Here is a 20534-nt window from a genome sequence, read left to right on the forward strand (position 1 = left end):
AAGTGACACGTCGTTGGGTCCTCTGTCAGCGCGACGCAGGCTCAAAATCCCTTAACTCAATCCTTATGGCTTTGAATGAAATCTGAAAACGGCCTGCGTGTTGCTGTCGATATTGGTGGTACATTTACCGACACGGTCCTGGTCAACGAACATGACCAGATTTTGGCAACGACCAAAACGCCTACGACACCCAGCAACCCCACTTTGGGCGCGCTGCAAGGTGTCCGGCGTGTGATGTCAGATGCCAACGCAAATTGGCGCGACATCACCGGATTTATTCACGGAACAACCCTTGCCACAAATGCGTTGATCGAACGGCGCGGTGCTCGGGTCGCGACCGTGACAACAGAAGGGTTTCGGGACATTCTGGAAATCGCCTATGAGCGCCGTTACAGCCAGTATGATATCAACCTGGTCAAGCCAGACCTGATCGTGCCGCGCACGCGCGCCTTTACAATCCGAGGGCGGATAGATGCGCGTGGCCGCGAACTGTCCGGACTTGCAGAGGAGGATGTCGCACAGCTTGTTCGCGACCTGTCCGACTGTGGCGCCGAGGCTCTCGCGATTTGCCTTTTGCATGCCTACGCCAACCCGGCGCATGAGATCAGGTTGCGGCAGCTATTGTCCCAGGCTTTGCCAGAGGTGGCGATTTCCTTGTCGCATCAGGTCAGCCCCGAGGCGCGAGAATTCGATCGGCTGTCGACAACTATTGCCAACGCGTATGTCCAGCCGCAGATGGCAGACTATTTGTCGGACTTTCAAACACGGTTTAACGCCGAAGGCTTAGATTGCCCTATTCTAATGATGACCGCAGGCGGAGGTATGACGACGCTCGAAACAGCGGCGCGCCTGCCTATCCGTTTGGTCGAGTCCGGCCCGGCCGGAGGCGCAATACTTGCGGCGCGGGTTGCCGCCGAGACGGACGAGCGGGAAGTTCTGAGCTTTGATATGGGCGGTACGACGGCCAAACTCTGCCTGATCGACGCCTTTCGCCCACAGACCGCGCGTAAATTCGAGATCGCCCGCGCGGCGCGATTTATCAAAGGATCGGGTATGCCCGTTCGTATTCCGGTCATCGAAATGATCGAGATCGGCGCGGGCGGCGGTTCGATTGCCCATGTAGATCGTTTGGGGCGCCTGCATGTCGGCCCGCAAAGTGCTGGTTCTGAACCCGGTCCAGCGGCGTTTTCCAATGGCGGCACGCATCCTACGGTCACCGATGCGGATGTGGCGCAAGGGTATATAGATCCGGACCGGTTTGCCGAAGGGCGTCTAAAAATAGACACACACGCTGCGCACTGCGCTTTGGACCAGAGCATTGGAAAATCGTTGGGATTGGCGGCAGATCAAGCGGCGCTCGGTATTAGCGAAATCGTTGACGAAAACATGGCCAGCGCAGGCAGAATGCACGCTGTGGAGTCCGGCAAGGATTTAACTGTGCGCGTTATGATCGCCTTTGGCGGCAACGGGCCGTTACATGCCACCCGAGTGGCTCGGCGCGCGCAGGTCGACCGGATCCTTATTCCACGCGACCCGGGCGTGGGCTCAGCGGTCGGGTTTCTGTTCGCACCGGTGTCATTCGAGATTATTCGCTCGCGTTACACAACTCTCGATAAACTCGATTTGCAGGATCTCAACGCGTTTTTTGACCTGATGTTGCAAGAGGCCCGGTCTGTTGTTCGCAGCGGCGCCCCAACTGGCGCGCTAGTGCAACGAAGGCGGGCCTACATGCGGTATCACGGACAAGGTCACGAGATAGAAATTCAGCTGCCCAATAGGTCACTGCAAGAAGAAGACATTCCAGAGCTGCACCATAGCTTCGAGAATGAATACATCAGACAGTTTAGCCGCGCAGTTCCCGGTATGCGCATCGAAATCATGAATTGGGGGCTTGAAGTCTCATCACTTCCACCCGCTTTAACACCCGCTGCGGCTTCGGCAAAAAAACGTCAAGCCAAGCCTCGCGGCTTTCGGTCAATCCTGTGCGACGTCACTGGTGATTGGCGAAAGGCAGGTCTCTATGACCGCGCCACCCTGAAACCGGGTGATCATCTGTCAGGACCGGCTTTGATTATGGAACCGCAAACAACAACCTTGGTCAGCGCTGATTTCTCGGCGCGGTTGGACGAGGCCGGGAACATCTGGCTGGCCCGCAACGCTGGAGGATCATGATGAATCTGTCAGAAACAAGGTTGCAGGTCATGTGGAATCGCCTGTTGGCGGTTGTAGAAGAACAAGGACAAGCGCTGATCCGCGCCGCGTTTTCTCCGATCGTGCGAGAGTGTGGCGACATTTCGGCCGGGATATTCGATGTGCAGGGGCGGATGCTGGCGCAGGCCGTTACAGGAACCCCGGGGCATATCAACACGATGGCCGAGGCGGTGAAAACCCTGCGTGGCCGCTTTGCATTGCAAGATATGCAGCCCGGCGACATCTACGTGACCAATGATCCCTGGATCGCATCTGGGCACCTGAACGATTTCCTGCTGATGATGCCTGTATTTCTGGATGATACAGTGATTGGTTTTACGGCCTGCACCTCTCATCTGGTCGATTTGGGTGGTCTGGGAATGGGGCCGGAAGGGTCAGATGTTTACGACGAAGGGTTGCTTGTTCCACCCTGCAAACTGGTAGAGGCCGGCACTGTCAACGCTCTGCTGATCGAGATCGTGAAGGCAAACTCACGTGAACCTGTTGCAAATGAAGGTGACATTTACGCCTTGATTGCATGCTGCGAGGCCGGAGCGGTTAGATTGTCTGGCATGATGCAAGAGTTCGGCATCAATCGGCTGGATGAATTGGCAAACTATATTATCGAAACATCGTATCGCGGCACGCTTGACGTCATCGCTGGATTGCCGAAGGGCACATGGCATAACATCCTGAAAGTAGACGGGTACGAGCGCGAAATTGAACTGCACGCCGCCCTGACGATTGAGGCGGATAAGATCGTTCTGGATTTCAAGGGTACTTCGGGATTGTCCAGCAAGGGTATCAATGTACCGCTGAATTACGCGACCGCCTATTCGGTCTTTGCCCTGCGGTGCTTAATAGGCCCAGATATTCCCAACAATGCAGGATCATTGGCGGCTTTCCTCGTGTCGGGGCCGAAAGACTGCATTCTGAATGCGCAGCCGGGTGCGCCTGTTGCAATGCGTCACACGCTGGGCCAGATGACGCCGGATCTGGTGTATGGGTGCCTCGCGCAGGCCCTGCCCGATCACGTACCTGCCGAAGGCGCGTCGTGCATGTACGACCTGCCTTTGCGACATGCGCCCGAAGCGCCGCAGACCGGAGGCGAACAGTTCGCGCTTGAGTTGGTGTTCAGTGGTGGTACTGGCGCGAGACCCAGCTTGGACGGCCTCTCGGCAACTGCGTTCCCATCTGGGGTTTGGGGATCGCAGGTCGAAACGACCGAAGCGGTCGCACCGGTATTGATAACTCGACGAGAATTGAAACCCGATTCCGGTGGCGCGGGTCAAAGGCGGGGCGGTCTAGGGCAGCATATCGAGCTTCGATCCGCTTGTGACGAAGACCTGTTGCTGTTCCTTTCAGTGGAACGGGTCAAAAACCCCGCACGTGGGCGATCAGGTGGATTAGCAGGTGCCAATGGGCGCATTCGCATCGGCCACGATGGTTCTGACTTGCCAGGAAAAGGTCAGGTCCGAATTCAGGCGGGTCAGACTCTTGTATTCGAAACACCGGGGGGTGGAGGTTTTGGATTACCCCGGGACCGTAGCCGAACCGAGGTTCTGCGTGACTTAGAGGCGGGCCTGATCACGGAGCAGTCCGCGCGTGACGTCTATGGGGCGGAAACATGATCCAACCAGCGTCGCATGTTTCAAGACTGTCGCCTTACGCGCTTGCTGAATTGAGCGATCTTGAAGGTAGGCGCTTAATATCCCTGGCGCAGAATGAAAGTCTGACACCACCCAGTCCGCTGGCAGTTTCTGCCGCTGCTCGCGCTATGGTAGCAGGTCATCTTTATCCTGATCCCGATTGGCGCGATCTCCGCTCGGCGCTGGCCGCACTGCATGATCTGCCAGCCGAGTGGATATTATGTGGCAACGGGTCTATGGAGTTAATCTCATGCCTGACCCAAGCCTACGCAGACGAAAACTGTGCGGTACTTGCACCGGCACATGCTTATCCGTTTTTCAAAACCGCCGCACAAGTCGCCCGCGCACGTTTTGATACCGCCCCAGAAAAGTCGCGCGGAGTATGCGTTGATGCGCTGATCGACCATGTTCAACCCGACACACGTATCGTTTTTGTTGCTAATCCGGGCAATCCGACTGGTACCATTATCCCGAAATCAGATCTTGTGCGTTTGCGTGAGGCTCTTCCCGATCAAGTGTTGCTGGTTGTTGACGAGGCTTACGGCGAATATGCTGGCCAACTTAACGAGCCTGTCTTTGATCTGGTCGAACGCGGTGACACGGTTGTTTTGCGGACGTTTTCCAAGGCCTACGGATTGGCAGGTATGCGGATCGGCTGGGGCGTGTTCCCTTTGGATATCGCGACACAGACCCGTAAGATCATGAATCCCAACAACATATCAGTGGCGGCTCAGGCTGCGGCGATAGGCGCGTTGAATGATCAGGACTATATGAAGGCCACTCGGTCAGCAACGATCCAACTGCGCGACGATTTCGCGACAAGACTACGCCGTGCGGGTTTCGAGGTACCAGAAAGCTTCACCAATTTCGTGTTGATCCATTTTGAAAATCCCCAAGATGCAAGGTCGGCAGATGCTGCGCTTCGGGCTGGCGGCATCATAGCACGCGGACAGGCCGGGGTCGGCTTGCCCGAATGCCTGCGGATCACTGTAGGACAACCCGCCGAAATGAACCGCACGGCCCAACTGTTGGAAGCTTGGATCGAAGGGGACACACCATGAAGCATTCCCGAGGGTTGGCTCGTTTCGGCATTCTTGTGCCCTTCACGAACACCAACCTTGAACCTGATATGTATTTGTTGCGCCCTGACGGGGTGTCGCTGCATTTCGCGCGAATGGGCGGTTATGATCAGGATGAGATTCCTGATGCCGAACAGATGCACGGCCTTGGAGCCGCAGATCTGGTTGAGCCGCTTCGTTTGCTCCAAGGGGTCCGGCCCGAGGTCATACTTTATGGATGCACATCTGCAACCTTGACCCATGGGTTCGCCTTTGACCGAACACTTGCGACCCGGATTAAAGCCGAATGCGGAGCCGAGACTGTAACCGTTGCCGGAGCAATCGTGTTTGCACTGCGATCACTGGGCGCGAAAAATATCGGGTTTGCTTCGCCGTATGTCCCCGCAATCAACGACCTTGCCGTCAGTTTTTTGGCCGAGGCCGGAATCCACACGGTCAACCGCTCGGAAGTCACAAGTACGTTGGACAATTATGGACAGGGTACGATAAGCCCCCAAGCCGTGTTCGAGCTTGGACGAGCTGCAGACCACCCGAAGGCTGATGCGATTGTTCTTTCCTGTACCGATATGCGCAGTGTCGAAATTATCGACCAATTAGAACAGGCATTGGGCAAACCAATTATCACGTCAAACCAAGCAATGATGTATCAGGCTCGGCACATCATGGGTCTAGCCAATTCTGTGCATGGGTACGGAAGGTTGCTGCAAACGACGGCGTCCGATCGCCCAGACACTAGTCACGAAATGCCTTCGCAAAATAGTCTGCCATAGGTTTGACCAAATACCCCAAGGGGCTGCGATCCGCGGTTCGGATGAAAGCTTCAACAGGCATGCCAGGTACAAGAATCGAACCTTCTGGCAGCCTTCGCGTTTCGCCTTCGTTCAATGTGATCTCGGCTCGGTAATATCGCAGCTGACTGGTGTTATCCTCGAAAGCGTCTGCCGAAATTGTCACAACGCGACCGCTAAGTTCAGGTGTTTTGCGCTGATCCAGCGCTGGAAAACGCAGGGTGACCAGTTGGCCGATACTCAGCTTGTCAATATGAATAGCCTCAACTTGTGTGTTGATCACCAATGGTCGGTCCTGCGGCACAATGAACAGAACCGGATCCGCCTGTTGGACAACGGATTGCAGGGCAAAGACCTGCAGACTATACACTACGCCTGCGACCGGAGCCTTGATGTTAAGGCGAGCCAGACGATCCAAAAGAGCCCGGCGTTCTTCCCGCAAACCCAACTCACGAACCGTCAGGTCGCGCAACTGGGATATAGCATCTTCGCGCTGAGCAGTGGCGAGCTTGAGGATTTCGATTCCAATCTCGGTGATCCGCACCTCGGCTTCTGCCTTACGCGCCTTGAGGTCACCCATCTGGCCCGACAGGTTGGCATCTTCTCTTTGCAAGGCCAAAACACGAGACGCCTGCGCCAGGCCACGATCCAGCAACTGTTGCTGCCCGGCCAACTCTTGTGTGATTAATTCAAGCTGCCGGGACAGCGCCGCCTCCTGTGCCGCCAGACCATCTATCTGGTTCTTGATCTGATTGGCGCGCTTCTCAAGTTGGGCGATCTCGTTGCGCGTCGATGCCGCGCGCGCAGAAAACAGCCGCTTTTGACCCGCAATCAGATCCGCAGCGTCTGAGTCTTTAGCCGCAGCTTCCGACAGAATAACGTCAAACCGGATGGATTCGCGACCATCCCTTTCAGCTTCTAGCCGCCCGCGGCGGGCCATCAACTCATAGAGCTGGTTTTCAGCGATGGCCAACTCGGACTCCAAAGCGCTTGGATCCAGACGAATTAAGGTCTCACCTGCCCTGACCACGTCTCCTTCATCCACCAGAATTTCTGCCACCACACCACCATCGGGGTGCTGAACCACCTGACGGTTCTGATCGACCTCAATCTGTCCGCTAGCGATGATCGCGCCCGAGATACGGGCAAGTACCGCCCAGGCGCCAAAACCTCCAAGTAACAGAAACAGTGTCAAAACGCCCAGAATCAACGGCCCCTTCGCGGACCATTGCCCGTTGCTTTGCTGAACCGGTCGGGTCACTGGACACCTCCCTGCGCATCTGTTCGGGCGACATCATTGCTGTTCCTGACCACTTTTCGCAAAACCTCGTCTCGGGGTCCAAAGGCCCGTACAGTTCCGCCATCCAACATTAACAACAGATCGCATTCTGCCAGAACCGCGGGCCGATGCGCGATAATCAACAGGGACTTGCCATCAGCCTTGAGCCCCCGGATCGCCTTGTTCACTGCTTCGCTGCCCTCATTGTCCAAGTTTGAGTTCGGCTCATCCAGAACAAGAATGACAGGATCGCTATACATCGCTCGGGCCAGACCGATGCGTTGAATCTGACCACCAGACAGACGATTGGCCGTGGCTCTGACAGGCGTGTCATAACCCCTTGGCAATTTGAGGATCATTTCATGCGCATCCGCCTTGCGCGCAGCTGATACCACCTTTTCAGCTTCGGGGTCCGGGGCCAGTTTAGCTATGTTCTCGGCAATGGTTCCGTCAAACAAGGTCACCTCCTGCGGCAGATACCCGATATGCGACCCCAGAACATCTGGCGTATATTGATCAAGACTGGCCCCATCCAACCGGATGTACCCCCCTGCCGAAGGCCATACGCCGGTTAACGCCCTTGCGAGGCTTGATTTACCAGCACCTGACGGACCGATTACCCCCACGGCTTGCCCTGGTGAAACAGCGAAGTTGACAGCTTTTAGGACGGCTTGCGTTTCACCGGGTGGAACAATGGTGAGGTTACGTATTTCAAGTCGAGCTTTCGGTGTTGGCAGCGGTGTTCGCTTTGTTTCGATTGGAACCGTGCCCAAAAGCTCGGCCAGTTGTCCCCAGCCTCGCATAGCAGCCTGAACCATTGGCCATTGGCCGACGATCTGTTCGATAGGTGCAAGGGCACGGCCCATCAGGATCGAACCTGCAATCATTGCCCCTGGCGTCATCTGACCTCGTAGCACAAGCAGTGCGCCAAGCCCCAGCATTGCAGATTGTAAGAACAGTCGGAATGTCTTTGTCGTGGTGGTGAACGTCCCTCCAAGATCGGCCGAGCGCATATGTTCGGACAATGCGTTGTCACGCGCTTTGCTCCACCTTGTAAAGGCTGCGCCACGCATTCCCAGCGCCTGCACCATTTCGGCCTCATTTTGCATTTGGTCCGAGATGACTTGCGCCTCGACCGAAGCCCGGTTGGCCGCTTGACTAGGTGCGCGCGTGGTGACCTGGTTGATGACGGTTACTGCAATCAGAACGGCCCCACCGACGAGGGCCAGTATGCCCAGCCATGGGTGGAAAACCCAAATTCCAAGGAAAAATACCGGGGTCCAGGGCAGATCAAAAACCGCTCCGAAAACTGGAGACGAGAACAACCGCGAAATGGCAACCAGATCAGCTGGACCGGCAGTGTTATCTGATTTCCCCGGACCTGACGCCCTACGCAGCGCCGCATCAAAAACACGAGGATCAAGGTCGGATTGGAACCGCGCGCCTATTCGGCCCAAAAGTCGACCTCGCGCGTAGTCCAGCAATCCCATCATACCGTAGAGGAAGACCACCAGCACAGAGAGGGCGACCAGTGTTTCGACCGAGCGGCTACCCAAGACGCGATCATATACCTGGAGCATGTATAGCGGGCCAGTGAGCATCAACAGGTTCGCAAAAAAGCTAAAAATGGCAACACACCAAAACAGGCCACGGCTTTGACGCCGTGCCCCGCGCAATTCGGCGCGCCCCGCCTGAATCTGCCTGGCCTCTGAACCTGCCATTTTTTAGCCCTGTCTTTTCAGTACCTTAAACCAGAAAGATCTTACTGGCTTTGCCAGAGCCCTTTGCCCGCAAACCTTTGAAAATCCAACTCCGCCTAGGCATCGGTTTCGGACGTTTTTTCCACGTGTTTGTATATTTCTTTCTCTTCAAGCACCTTGATCATGGTTGAAATCTGCGCATGGCATTGCAGAAGCGCATGAAGCGACATGTTGATCATCAGGGTATTTTCGCTTGCCGGAGCTTCCCCCTCGGTCGCGGATTTTTTCAGACACCCACAAGTGACACGTACTACTCCGTTGATCGTCGAGATATCCGTGATGCCATCAATATAAACGTGTTGCATTTAACGCTCCTTACGCAGAGGGATGTTAGTGGCCCGGCGCAGGACAACGCGCCGAGCCGGGAGGATCAGACAAAGACCAGATTGTCGCTACTCAGGATCGACAGATCGTCGTATATTGACGAAACTTCCTGGAAAGCACCGTTTTCGATACTGCGTGTTGCGGAAGTGTTACTGGCTGCAAGATCGGCCACGCCTTCACTGAGATACGCGATCGTTGCATCAACTCCGGACTGGATTGCGGCAACAACATCAAACTCGGTGAACGGGTCTTGCGCATCAGTCGAGCTTGAAATGAGCTGCCCAAACGTGATCTCTGAGGTGCTGTCATGATCCACGACGCGGATTATGTCCTCACTGCCGAACTGGTTGATCTGCACCTGACCCAGCGAGGCCCCGCCCACCACAACGTCAATCGTGTCATCCGCATCCGAGAAGACAAGGTTGTCGGTAGTGATATCGGTGGTATCCCCGTTGGCAGTTCGGAAGATCAGCACGTCCACAAAAGCATCATTGCTGAGAACCGATGCGGCGGACCCCGAGGCATCTCCTAGCACACCGTTTTCGACGTCGTCGAAATAGGTGCCGAATGCTGCGTCATCGCCGTTGGACAATTGCGACAGACCTTCGGCTGTTGTTCCCGTCAGAGCAGATGCGCCGTCCTGCAGGTTGGTCTGGATCTGGTCGCTGACCGCAAAGCGCCCGCTGCCCAGCGTATAGATATACTGGTCCGCGCCGCTGCCACCAAAGGCCACCGAGTTGCCAAAGCCCGCCACAAACACATCGTTATCCGCGCCGCCGTTCAGTACCGAGTTTTCGACAAAGCTGAAGACCCCGCCCAACGCGGCTGAACCGCTGACTTCGAAGGATTCCAGCACTGTATCCAGGGCGCCAACCACATTCGCCAGCGCTTCCGACACAACCGAAATCCCCGCGTTGAACAGGAAGTCCAACGTCCCGGTCCCGAAGTTCAGGAAGACGTCCTGATCGTCGCCACCATCCAGATATCCGTTGCCGATACCGAGGAACACGTCGTTCCCAGCACCCCCAAGGCTGGCATAGCGCGCGCCGACATTGATGATGGTGTCATCCCCAAGACCACCTGTTGTCAGGCTGGCCACACCTATGGTGATGCCGATATCATCACCCGACCCCAACGAGGTCAGGTTTCGCGATCCAGTGCTGACCACAAGATCGTCGTCTCCACCAGCCAGTACCGTGTTATAGAGACCGGCAACAAAAATGCTGTCATTGCCTCCGTTGCCTTCGATCTTGTTGCGACCACCCAAGGCAAAGATGATGTCATCGCCATTTGAGTCAGACTGTTTGTCGCCGGAGATTTCGGTTTTGACCCCCAGCACCAGGGCCACATCGCTGCCGCGCGCCAGATTGACAGTATTCTCCTGGCCAATACTGACCACGATATCGTTGCCACCACCAGAGTCGATGTCGTTTTTCACCCCGACACTCAGGACGGTATCATTTCCGCCCCCGGTGCGGACTTTGTTTTCCGCCCCGATTCCGATGGCCACGTCTATGCCGTCATTCAGATCATTGCCATTGTTGGACGAGTCGATGTCATTCTTCTTACCGATGGCGATCAGAATGTTGTCGTCGGTCACGCCGGGTGTGGGATCAGTGCCGCCGCGGACGGTGTTGGATTCCCCGATGGCAAAGACAATATCGTTGCCCGCCCCGCCATTCAGGCTGTTGGTCTTGCCCACGGCCAGCAATATATCCGCACCGGCGCCTGCGTTGACAAAGTTGCGCTCGGTCCCGAACACGGCGGCGGCGTCATTGCCCGCGCCCAGATAGACACTGTTGGCTTTGCCAAGAACCAGCGCCGCGTCGTCGCCTCCGCCGGTGTAGACACGGTTTTCGCGCCCACCGACCACTGCAATGTCACCTTCGCCGCCATCCGCATCGGTTTGCAGGAAGTTGTAGGTTTGGTTAAAGCTGCCAAACCGTTGCGCCCAGTTGACGCCTGCAACCGTAGGCAAGGCCAGTTCCGGGATCGTGAAGGTCTGCGCGCCCAGCGTCACCGCATCGCGGCTGGCGAAGTCGTCCAAATCAAAATCCGGAATTTCCAGATACTCGGCCGGAATGTCGAATTCGGGGATCGACAGACCAAAGAACTCGCGTCCTCCCAAAATGGTGTCGATATCCGACAGGCCCGACAGATCTGCTCCGCCGATGGCAAAAGAGGGCACCGAGATTTCAGGCAGAGTAAAGGTTGGCAGGCTGATTGTCGTGGGTGGTGCGGTTTCCGGCGCGGCTTCGGCAGGATTGACCTGAACGGCGAACTCATCCTCGGTCTGCAACACCTGATAGCCGCCATTGGCCGTGCCGGTGATTGAGGGCGAATTGGCCAGATCGGTGCCGGTAAAGAAGGTGTTGTTGCCCCCGCTTGCAGGCCCGACATCGCCGCGCTGTTCGGTATAGGCCTGGAATTCCGCATTGCCGCTGTTGGGGCTGAGGCGAATTCCGTTGGACGAGTTGAAGATGCCCGCCTTCCCGTCCGCGCTTTCGACGCCGACAAGGTCTTTGTAGACATTGCTGATTTCGGCGTAAGCGCTGGGGTTAAAGTCGATATCCAGCGTGAAATCGAAATCCAACCCGTCATCGCGGAACCCGAAATCTGACACATCGGGCAGCGACAAGCTGGGCAGAGCCTGCCCGGCGACTGTCAGGTCGGGGATCGTCAGGTCCGGCAGGCTGATTTCTGGCAGGCCATAGGCGCCCAACTCACCATATTGGTAATCAGGCCGACTGCGCAGTTCCGGAATATCGGGAATATCCAGATTGATTTGCGGCGTGCTGAACCCCGGGATGTAGACGTCCGGCACCCCTTCTGTCGAGAATTCGAGATCGGGAAACAGCACCGAAGCCGACCCCGATACAGCGATACCGGCTGTGAAGCTGGCTCCGATATCCTTGTCTTCGTATTTGGTGCTGACACCCGTGGCATTGGCCGTGTTGGTGGTAGAGCTGGTTGGTGTTTCCTGCGCAGTTTTTTCCGGCAGGCCTTTGGCTTTTCGATCAGCCGCATCCGCTGCGGTCTTGTCGGCCTCTTTCTTGTCTTTGACGCGCTTTTGGTAATCGGCGATCTCTTGCGGGTCGATCGTGATTTCATTGTCTGTCACAACAAAGTTGGTCTGACCAAAGGCAATCACAACGTCAGAGCCGCTGCCTGAAGCCACAAGGTTGAACTTACCAAAGGCCGCAACGGTATCGTCACCGCTGGCTGTCAGCACGAAATTGTCCTTGCCCGCAGTCAGAACGGTGTCGTCCCCGGCTTCGGTCAAAAGGATATTGTATTGGCCGACCGAGACGACCACGTCGTCCCCAGTGCCTGAAAGGGCAAAGTTGCGCTGGCCTGCGATGGTGGCAAAATCGTCATCGGCACCGGACAGAACCACATTGGCCTGACCTGCGGCAATGATCGTGTCTTCACCTGCCGCAGTCGAGATCGCGTTGTAGCGACCTCCGGCGTATACCGTGTCGCTGTGCGATCCGGTGAAGACCACATTGCTGTAGCCCAGCGTGATCACGTCGTTGTTGCCATTACCCAGCAGCGACACGTTATTGCCGCCCAGGACCAGCGCCTGATCGTTGTCGTCGCCACCCAGTACATAGTTGGTGACACCGGCCACCGCGATGCTGTTTGTGCCGCTGGCTGCGTTGACAAAGTTGAAGTTGCCAAGTGCAAAGATCGTGTCCTCGCCGTCGCCGCCCAGAACGATATTGCTCTGGCCAATGGTCAGCACGTTATTGGTGCCGCTGCCCAGGAACAGGAAGTTCGAGCTGCCGGTGATCACGATGTCATCGGTATCCCCTGCATTGCCGCCGCCCACGATCAGGTTTTGCCCCAGCGCCAGACCAGTCACGGTATTGTCGCCGGTGCCCAGCAGCAGGATGTTGTTTCCACCGATCAGGTCGATCTCATCATCGCCGCTGCCGCCCCAATAGGCGTTGAGCGAGCCGACAAGCTGCGCATCGTTGTTGCCATTACCGGCCACCACAAGGTTGGCATTGCCGATCGCGGTGATGTCGTCATCGCCTTCTCCGGCCTGCACAAGGTTGTGCCCGCCATAAGCCTTGATCTGGTTGTTGCCATTGCCCGCGATGACCACGTTGGCCAGGTTGGTCACGCTGGCCAGCGCGTTGATCAGAATGGACCCGGCCTGATCTTCTCCAAAGGCCGTGCCATCCGACGTACCGAACAGGCTGCCGACCAGCCCGCTATCGTCGCTGGCGGCAGCGGCATCCACTGCAACAAGCGCTGCCAGGTTCAACAGGCTTCCCGCAACGATGCGGTCACTGCCGCTGCCGCTAACCACAAGGTTACCAACGCCGTAAGCCTGAATGTCATTGCCGGGCTCATCGGCTGCAGGCTGCGCACCGTCAACGACACGCTCGACGCGCACATCATCGATCAGCCCGCCCAGATGGGTGCTGTCAGTTGTGCGCAACTCCAGCCGCGAGCTGTCACCGGCCGCGCCCGAGACTTCGAATGTATAGGTCCGCCAATCCGTGTGCGCCTCGGAAATCACTCCGACCTGTACGCCGTCCCACCAGACCTCGATCGCGTTATCCGCCCCGTTTGCGCCATCCCGTCCTCGGAAATTCAGCGAAATCTGGTAGGTCTCGCCCGAGCTGGTGTCGACATCCTGATAAACGCCCGAGCCAAATCCGCCGTTGACTGCACCGCCAGCCAGTTCAAGAGCAAACTCTCCGTCGGCAGCAGCACCCAGACCAATTGTACTGGTTTTCAGGAACTCAGGCGTGCCAAAGGACGAGGACCAGCCATAGGGCAGAGACAGTCCGAAATTGGCATCGCCGTAATTGCCGAATTCGAAACTGCCATTGGTGATCAGATTGTCACCCGCGCCCGGATTGCTCAGGCCAGCGGTCAGGTTTGCGTTCAGCTCGCCGGTCTCGACGACGCGCACATCGTCGATCAGCCCGCCCAGATGGGTGCTGTCATTTGCACGCAGTTCCAGCCGCGACGTATCCCCGGCCGCGCCGTTCACGTCGAACGTATAAGTCCGCCAATCCGAATGCGCCTCGGAGATCACTCCGACCTGAGCACCGTCCCACCAGACCTCGATTGCGTTGTCCGCCCCGTTTGCACCATCTCGTCCCCGGAAATTCAGTGAGACCTGATAGGTGCTGCCCGAATTGGTGTCGACATCCTGGTAAATGCCCGAACCAAAGCCACCATTGACCGCACCGCCGGCCAGTTCGATGATATAGTCGCCGTCGGCGGCATCTCCGTACCCTGCGTTTGCCAGTTTAATGAACTCGGGTGTGCCGAAGGACGATGTCCAGCCGTCTGGCAGGCCAAGACCGAAATTGGCATCGCCATAGTTACCTTGTTCAAAGCTGCCATTGGTCAGAAGGTTACCGTCGGTTGCTTGCGAATTCGCAACAACCCGTACGTTGTCGATGGCCCCGCCCAACAGGTCGGATGTTCCCGCCGCCCGGAATTCAAGACGTGATGTATCCGCCCCTGTTACCCGGAAAGTATAGTCGCGCCAATCAGTGTGGGTATCTGCAACCGTCCCAACCAGTTGCCCGGCCCACCAAACCTCGATCGAGTTGCTTTCCGCGGATACCGTTGTCGTTCCGCGATAGCTGATGGTGATATCATATTCGAGACCAGCCCGCGTGTTGAGGTCCTGGTAAATTCCTGAATTCTCGGTTCCGTCCAATTCCAGAATGTGGTCGCCATGGCCAGATGCGCTGTGGCCAAACTGGTTAATGCTGTCATTGATCAAGTTGGTGTTGTGGACTTCGAGCCGTCCAAAGGATTGTGTCCAGCCCGTCGGCACATAAAACGAAATGGCGGTATCTGCCTGCGTGCCCAGCTCGAACGACCCGTTCTGAACGATGTTTTCCGACAGATCCTGCACGTTTTCAGCGGCGTTTGCGTTGAAATCCGCATCCAAAACGCCGTCACCGATGTCTCGGGTGCCGAGGATTTCATTCACGCGCACGTTGTCAACGGCTCCGCCCAGCAGATCCGAGTTGCCCGCTGCGCGCAGTTCCAGCCGCGAGGTGTCGCCGCCGGTGACCGCAAAGGAATAGTCGCGCCAATCGGTATGGGTTGAGGCGATCTCGCCAACCTTTGCGCCATCCCACCAGACTTCGATCGTGTTGCTTTCCACCGACACGGTGGTCGTCCCGCGATAGCTGAGCGTGATCTCGTAGGTCGCCCCGTCACGGGTGTCGATATCCTGGTACACACCCGAGTTCCGCGTGCCGTCCAGTTCCAGAATGTGCCGTCCGCTGTCCGAAGCCGAGAACCCATACGGGCTGACCTGATCGTTAAAGATGGAAGTGTCGTGAATTTCCAACTGGCCGAAGGATTGCGTCCAGCCATCAGGGACGCGGAAAGAAATACCGGTTCCGATATCGGTGCCCAGCTCGAACGAGCCGTTCTCGACCAGATTTGCGCCGCGATCAGAATTGGTGACCGCCTGCGCGCGGGTGTTCAGGCTGGAATCTCCGTTGCCTGCGAGGATGATGTTCAGACCCCCTGCGGCGAAGATGTTGTTTTCGCCATCCCCTACCGCGATGATGTTGAGGCCACCGCCGGCGACGACTTCGTTGTCTCCATCCCCGAGGAAAGCGGCATTGGCGCCGCCAAAGGCGTCTACGTCGTTGTTGCCGTGGCCCGAAAGAACCACGTTTGCGCCGCCGTAAGCGTCGATCACGTTGTTGCCGTAGCCTGCTTGTACGACGTTCAGGCCACCCGCGACCTCGACCTGATTGTGGCCATGCCCAGCATGGACCACGTTGACCCCGCCATAGGCGGTGACAATGTCATTGCCATCACCGCTGTCAATTTCTTGTCCGCCTACGCCCAAGGACCAGATACGGTCATTGCCTGACCCGGTTTCCGCCGAAAAGCCAAAGCCCTTTGCGGTGATGATATTGTCACCGTTGCCCGCGTTCAGATCCGCGCCCAAAGCGTTGACTACGAATGTGTCGTCGCCATCGCCTACCGTGATGTTGCCACCAACTGCGTTCAGTTCGACAACGTTGTTCCCCCCGCCCAGGTTCAGCAAGCCAACAGCAGCCCCAACAAACGCGGTGTCGTCGCCATCGCCCGCAGTCAGGCTTGCGCCCGCGGCTTGAACGTCAAAGAGGTTGTTCCCATGACCTGCGTCGATCGAGGCTCCGACCACCCGCGCAAGGATCGTGTCGTCGCCAGACCCGACTCGGATAGATCCTCCGATTGCGTGCAACTCGATCGTATTGTTGCCCTCACCCAAATCCAGAACACCAACAGCGGCTCCAACATAAGCGCTGTCATTCCCGCTGCCTGCGGTCAGGTTTGCCCCCAACGCGCGCACGTCGAAATGGTTGTTGCCCTCACCGGCGTCAATGCCGACACCCACAGCGTTCACATAGATTCTGTCGTTGCCCCCACCAACGGTGATATCGCCCGCAAACCCGTTGAAATGGATCGAGTTATCCCCTTCGCCAGCATTCAGGCGGACACCCGCTGCGTTCACGTGAACCGTATCATTGCCGCTGCCCACCGAGATATCCCCGGCAAAGCCGTTGAAACGAATGGTGTTGTTGCCTTCGCCCGCGTTGATCGCAGCCCCTGCCGCGTTGACGTTGATTGTGTCATCGCCGGACCCAACCGTGACCGAGCCAACACCCACGTTGAAATTCACTGTGTTGTGACCATCGCCAAGGCTGGCGTAACCGATGGCGGCATCAACTGTCAGCGTGTCATTTCCAGACCCGGCAACAACGCCCACACCGACCCCACTGGCGGTAATCGTGTTGTGGCCGCTGCCTGCATCAATATAGGCATCCGCTCCACGGGCAATGATCGTGTCGTCGCCTGCCCCTGCATAGACATTGATCTTAAACGCTCCGGTCGAGTCGATATAGTCGTTCCCGCCATGCGTGTAGATATAAGATCCACCAGCCCCTGCAATGACAGTATCATCGGTGTTGCCATAGGTGTTGACTGTCGCCTCGAACCCGCCCGCAGTGGTGATGTGGTTGGTTCCCGTGCCGCCATGCACGGTGATATCGGCGCTGAACTCGGCCGTCGAGTGAATACGGGTGGTGTTGCGTCCGACCAAATGCAGCGTCACGTCATCCACATCGGTCAATGTGATATTATTTTCGCCATAGCCATGGGTGTTGATGTCAATATCAGTGGCGTTGTTGACACTGATGGTGTTGAACCCGCCGCGAATATCCAAATCTAGGTCAAAGATATCGTCTACGTTCAGGGTGTTGCTGCCGCCGTAGATATCAACGTCAGAATTTGCGAACGAGATCCCGTTCTCAGCGACGTTATATAGATTCAAGGTGTTGTTGCCGCCGCGAATATCGACGGTCACAAACTCTACATCGTTGAGGTAAACATAGTTGTCACCGCCCGATATATAGAGGCGTTCGATATCGAAGGCGTCGATGATGGTAATCGTCTGACCACCCCCATAGGCATCCAGCCATACATCATCAACGTCGTAAGCATATAGAGAGTTATAGTTGCCCCAAAGGTCGACATCGATATTCCAGAAGTCGACAATACTGATATTGTTGTTCCCATTGACGCCATTGTCATGAAACCACAGCTCCAGGTTGAAGCCGTCCACAAGGTTAACGTCAGACCCCGATGTCCACAGCTCGATATTGGCGTCTGCCTGCGAGATATTATCTTCACGAATACGGCTGATATCAATGTCCAGGTTGTTGCCCCGGGCGTCAAAATTGTAAATGTATTCAACATCATCCAGATAGATGGTGTTGTTGTCACCATGGATGATCAGGTTCTCGATGTCGAAAGTGTTGGTGATCCTGATGGTGCTGTTGCTGCCGTAGTGTTCAACATAAATATCGCCCACGTCGTCGATATGCGCGTAGCGGCCGTTATCGTAGGTCGTGCTGTAGAATGACTCGTAGGAAGAACCCATTATACCGTATCCCTTTTGTTAACGCTCTGGACGGGTGAGCAGCATCACCGCAGCCAGGCCGTGTCCCTGGTGTGTTGTTTAGTTTCGAATGATGTGGAACTTGGCGACGCGGATATCGCGCCCTTGATTTTTAACTCTGTGCGCCAAAACAAACTGAACGTCGGGAAACGTGTCGCGCACGAAGTCATGCATCACCCGAGTCATTTTTCGAGTACCCCCATAGGGCGCTGCAAATTCCATAAACCAAAGGTTACTGCCCGAATTCCAATCCTCAGGCCGCAGCTCAAACGGCCCTTGTAGCCTCATTTTTTCGCTCAACTCGTCGGACAACCAAGCGTAACTAAGAATGCCAAATGGCTTTCCATTCCGATCCTTGAAAATACGACCTTGACCAATGCTCATCGGAAAGATGAACCGTTCACCCAAGTGCCGAAGGGGCATCGGTGCATAGTGGGGCGAGCGGGACAATACCAAGCAAACCTCTCCGATTTGCTGGCATTTAAATCTTTCGTTCTCGCCGTATTTTCCCGCCGCATTCGAATTGGGACCGTTAATTAAAGACGGTTCTTCATTTGAAGAATAACCAGCTATTTCACCATCTGCATGCTGGTTCATATTCTGCATAACCGTCATCTTCTTCTCCACCCAGGTGACCACATATGCTCTCCACAACTTTGTGAGAGAAAAGTGGCGTAGATTTTAGGCAAGACTTTACGAAGCAACTGCAGCAGTCAAATTCGAAAGTTGAATGAGGTATTGAAAAAACTTTAACTTAGCCGTTAGCATCGAAAACTATGTGTATCTTTGCTTTCCAGCTCGGAAGAGCTGCACTGTAACTATATGATAAATTTATGTTTATAATAATTTTGAATTTTTCTTCGATTGCGCGTGAATATATATTGGCTCTCGCGTGTTTATTTAATTGCGCAAAGTAGTTTGATCTGTTTTGGGGCTATATTGGCCGCTTCCCTGAAAGTAAAAAGGATCATTTTGGAACTATAGTAGCGCAATTGGGATGGAGAAAGACATGAACACAATACCGCATAATTTTGCTCACAATACTCAAATTATTTTTTGATTCGTCTTTTTTATCTCACGCCCCTATCAGGAAACAAAAGATGCCAATATCGACTGACCTCGTGAAAGCGTTTGTGACCTTGTGTCAGGTGAAGTCATATTCAGAAACCGCAAAGATGCTCCGGCGATCTCAGCCTACGATCAGCAATCGGATTCGCTTGCTGGAAGATCAAGTTGGATTTGCACTGTTCAAGGATAAGACACCGCACTCGGGGCTGACCGCGCAGGCCGAGCTGTTGTATCAGCGATGCCTTACGATCCAGAATGAGTTGGATCAAATCTCGGTGCTGACGCAAACCCAAGTCGGGAAAGTCATCCGGATCGGTGTGTCCGCCAGCCTGGAAAACCTGTGCTCGGGCTCAGCGATCGCAAGCCTCGGTTTGGGCCGGGCTGACACGACACTTTCAATCTCGACAGATGACACAGAAAACCTGCTGGCTTCCGTGGAAAAGGGCAATTTGGATGCGTGCTATATTTGCAATCGGGAGGTGCCCAGCCCGCTAACCCAAAAAAGTTGGCCATTTGACGTTCGCTGGGTCGCGGCCAAGTCTGTCGATGTAGATGACCTTCTGGCGCGTCCCATTGTCCCTATCGTTGGTTGGCACGAACAATGGCAGCCAGCGCAGATTTTCTCGGCGTATTTCGAAAAATCATCATACAGGTTTCGGCCGATCTACCAGACTCAAAACCTGAGCAATTATCTGAATGCGGTGCAAGCTGGCGTTGGTTTGGGGTATGTAGGGGATATCTTTCTTCACAATCTGCCTGTGGCCAGTGACCTGCACTACATTGACGATAGGCTCAAACCTTTCGGTCAATTCTATATTCATCGCCTAAACCAGGCTGAGCCTGCGGCAAATCTGCGTCGAGTTCTAAGTATTATTGACAGCCATCTGGATCGTCTCACCACAACCACGTTGTGAATTCTCTGGAGTACAAGCGCCGCGGCGCGCATGGGTATTCCGTGGCGCGTGTCTGGCAACTAGCCGCGTCCGCGATAAGGAGGCACGCCTTGATCGGGAATCCAGACATGGTTTGGAGTGGCCCCGGTCTGCCAAAATACGTCAATGGGGATGCCGCCGCGCGGATACCAGTACCCACCAATCCGCAACCAGCGTGGGTTCAGAAAATCAACCAAACGACGTGCGATGGATACTGTACAGTCTTCGTGAAACGCACCGTGATTGCGGAACGAGCCCAGAAACAGCTTCAACGATTTTGATTCAACCAGCCAATCACCGGGCACATAGTCGATCACCAAGTGCGCGAAATCCGGCTGCCCCGTCATCGGACACAGCGAGGTAAACTCGGGCGCAGTGAACCGCACACAATAGTCGATATCGGCCTGCGGGTTCTGTACCCGTTCCAGTTCTGCCGCCTCGGGCGAGGTAGGCAGTTCGGTTTTCCCGCCCAATTGGGTCAGGTCGCTGTAGATGGTTTCCATTGTCTTCTCCTGATG

Annotated in this window: 11 protein-coding genes; 5 read left to right on the forward strand and 6 right to left on the reverse strand. The window is 55.8% G+C overall.

Annotated elements, in window-relative coordinates:
• The first annotated feature begins 75 nt into the window (after positions 1-75).
• From ACR3EG_RS00390 to ACR3EG_RS00405, 4 genes are read left to right on the forward strand one after another with little or no spacing between them, the layout of a single operon-like run.
• The gene (locus ACR3EG_RS00390; RefSeq protein WP_480481933.1) at positions 76-2172 is read left to right on the forward strand and encodes a hydantoinase/oxoprolinase family protein; all 2097 of its coding nucleotides are present in this window, start codon (positions 76-78) and stop codon (positions 2170-2172) included.
• Positions 2172-3821, forward strand: coding sequence for a hydantoinase B/oxoprolinase family protein (locus tag ACR3EG_RS00395; protein ID WP_480481935.1), 1650 nt, complete (start codon positions 2172-2174; stop codon positions 3819-3821). The genes ACR3EG_RS00390 and ACR3EG_RS00395 overlap by 1 nt, the downstream gene beginning before the upstream one ends.
• On the forward strand, positions 3818-4900 hold the full coding sequence (locus tag ACR3EG_RS00400; protein ID WP_480481937.1) for a pyridoxal phosphate-dependent aminotransferase: 1083 nt from the start codon (positions 3818-3820) through the stop codon (positions 4898-4900). Before ACR3EG_RS00395 ends, ACR3EG_RS00400 begins: the two co-directional genes overlap by 4 nt.
• Entirely contained in the window at positions 4897-5688 is a 792-nt protein-coding gene (locus ACR3EG_RS00405) for a maleate cis-trans isomerase family protein (RefSeq protein ID WP_480481939.1), read from the forward strand. The genes ACR3EG_RS00400 and ACR3EG_RS00405 overlap by 4 nt, the downstream gene beginning before the upstream one ends.
• Here ACR3EG_RS00405 and ACR3EG_RS00410 read toward each other — a convergent pair.
• The 5 genes from ACR3EG_RS00410 to ACR3EG_RS00430 all read right to left on the reverse strand — a co-directional run bounded on the left by ACR3EG_RS00410 (position 5651) and on the right by ACR3EG_RS00430 (position 18631).
• Positions 5651-6967 carry an HlyD family type I secretion periplasmic adaptor subunit gene (locus tag ACR3EG_RS00410; RefSeq protein ID WP_480481941.1) on the reverse strand — a complete coding sequence of 439 codons (1317 nt, stop codon included), beginning with the start codon at positions 6965-6967 and terminating at the stop codon, positions 5651-5653. The two genes, ACR3EG_RS00405 and ACR3EG_RS00410, sit on opposite strands and share 38 nt — an antisense overlap.
• On the reverse strand, positions 6964-8706 hold the full coding sequence (locus tag ACR3EG_RS00415) for a type I secretion system permease/ATPase (protein WP_480481943.1): 1743 nt from the start codon (positions 8704-8706) through the stop codon (positions 6964-6966). The genes ACR3EG_RS00410 and ACR3EG_RS00415 overlap by 4 nt, the downstream gene beginning before the upstream one ends.
• 95 nt (positions 8707-8801) lie before the next feature.
• Positions 8802-9050 (reverse strand): hypothetical protein, encoded by a 249-nt coding sequence (locus ACR3EG_RS00420; protein WP_170356233.1) that lies wholly within the window; start codon positions 9048-9050, stop codon positions 8802-8804.
• Between the two features lie 65 nt (positions 9051-9115).
• Complete coding sequence (locus ACR3EG_RS00425) at positions 9116-17998, reverse strand: beta strand repeat-containing protein (RefSeq protein WP_480481946.1); 8883 nt, start codon at positions 17996-17998, stop codon at positions 9116-9118.
• A gap of 78 nt (positions 17999-18076) precedes the next feature.
• Positions 18077-18631, reverse strand: a complete 555-nt coding sequence (locus ACR3EG_RS00430) for a toxin-activating lysine-acyltransferase (RefSeq protein ID WP_480481947.1) — start codon at positions 18629-18631, stop codon at positions 18077-18079.
• A gap of 485 nt (positions 18632-19116) precedes the next feature.
• On the opposite strand from ACR3EG_RS00430, the gene ACR3EG_RS00435 reads away from it, so the two are divergent.
• Positions 19117-19998, forward strand: coding sequence for a LysR family transcriptional regulator (locus ACR3EG_RS00435; RefSeq protein WP_209196107.1), 882 nt, complete (start codon positions 19117-19119; stop codon positions 19996-19998).
• A 59-nt stretch (positions 19999-20057) separates the two neighbouring features.
• Here ACR3EG_RS00435 and queF read toward each other — a convergent pair whose 3' ends face one another.
• The gene (gene queF / locus ACR3EG_RS00440; protein WP_170756028.1) at positions 20058-20519 is read right to left on the reverse strand and encodes a preQ(1) synthase; all 462 of its coding nucleotides are present in this window, start codon (positions 20517-20519) and stop codon (positions 20058-20060) included.
• Between the last annotated feature and the right edge of the window lie 15 nt (positions 20520-20534).

Source organism: Ruegeria sp. AM7 (assembly GCF_056535965.1).

What these genes read in the sequence shown, in the direction of transcription:
- ACR3EG_RS00390 (WP_480481933.1), top strand. Translation starts at nt 76, where the DNA reads ATGAAATCTGAAAACGGCCTGCGTGTTGCTGTCGATATTGGTGGTACA.
- ACR3EG_RS00395 (WP_480481935.1), top strand. Translation starts at nt 2,172, where the DNA reads ATGAATCTGTCAGAAACAAGGTTGCAGGTCATGTGGAATCGCCTGTTG.
- ACR3EG_RS00400 (WP_480481937.1), top strand. Translation starts at nt 3,818, where the DNA reads ATGATCCAACCAGCGTCGCATGTTTCAAGACTGTCGCCTTACGCGCTT.
- ACR3EG_RS00405 (WP_480481939.1), top strand. Translation starts at nt 4,897, where the DNA reads ATGAAGCATTCCCGAGGGTTGGCTCGTTTCGGCATTCTTGTGCCCTTC.
- ACR3EG_RS00415 (WP_480481943.1), bottom strand. Translation starts at nt 8,706, where the DNA reads ATGGCAGGTTCAGAGGCCAGGCAGATTCAGGCGGGGCGCGCCGAATTG.
- ACR3EG_RS00420 (WP_170356233.1), bottom strand. Translation starts at nt 9,050, where the DNA reads ATGCAACACGTTTATATTGATGGCATCACGGATATCTCGACGATCAAC.
- ACR3EG_RS00425 (WP_480481946.1), bottom strand. Translation starts at nt 17,998, where the DNA reads ATGGGTTCTTCCTACGAGTCATTCTACAGCACGACCTACGATAACGGC.
- ACR3EG_RS00430 (WP_480481947.1), bottom strand. Translation starts at nt 18,631, where the DNA reads ATGACGGTTATGCAGAATATGAACCAGCATGCAGATGGTGAAATAGCT.
- ACR3EG_RS00435 (WP_209196107.1), top strand. Translation starts at nt 19,117, where the DNA reads ATGCCAATATCGACTGACCTCGTGAAAGCGTTTGTGACCTTGTGTCAG.
- queF (WP_170756028.1), bottom strand. Translation starts at nt 20,519, where the DNA reads ATGGAAACCATCTACAGCGACCTGACCCAATTGGGCGGGAAAACCGAA.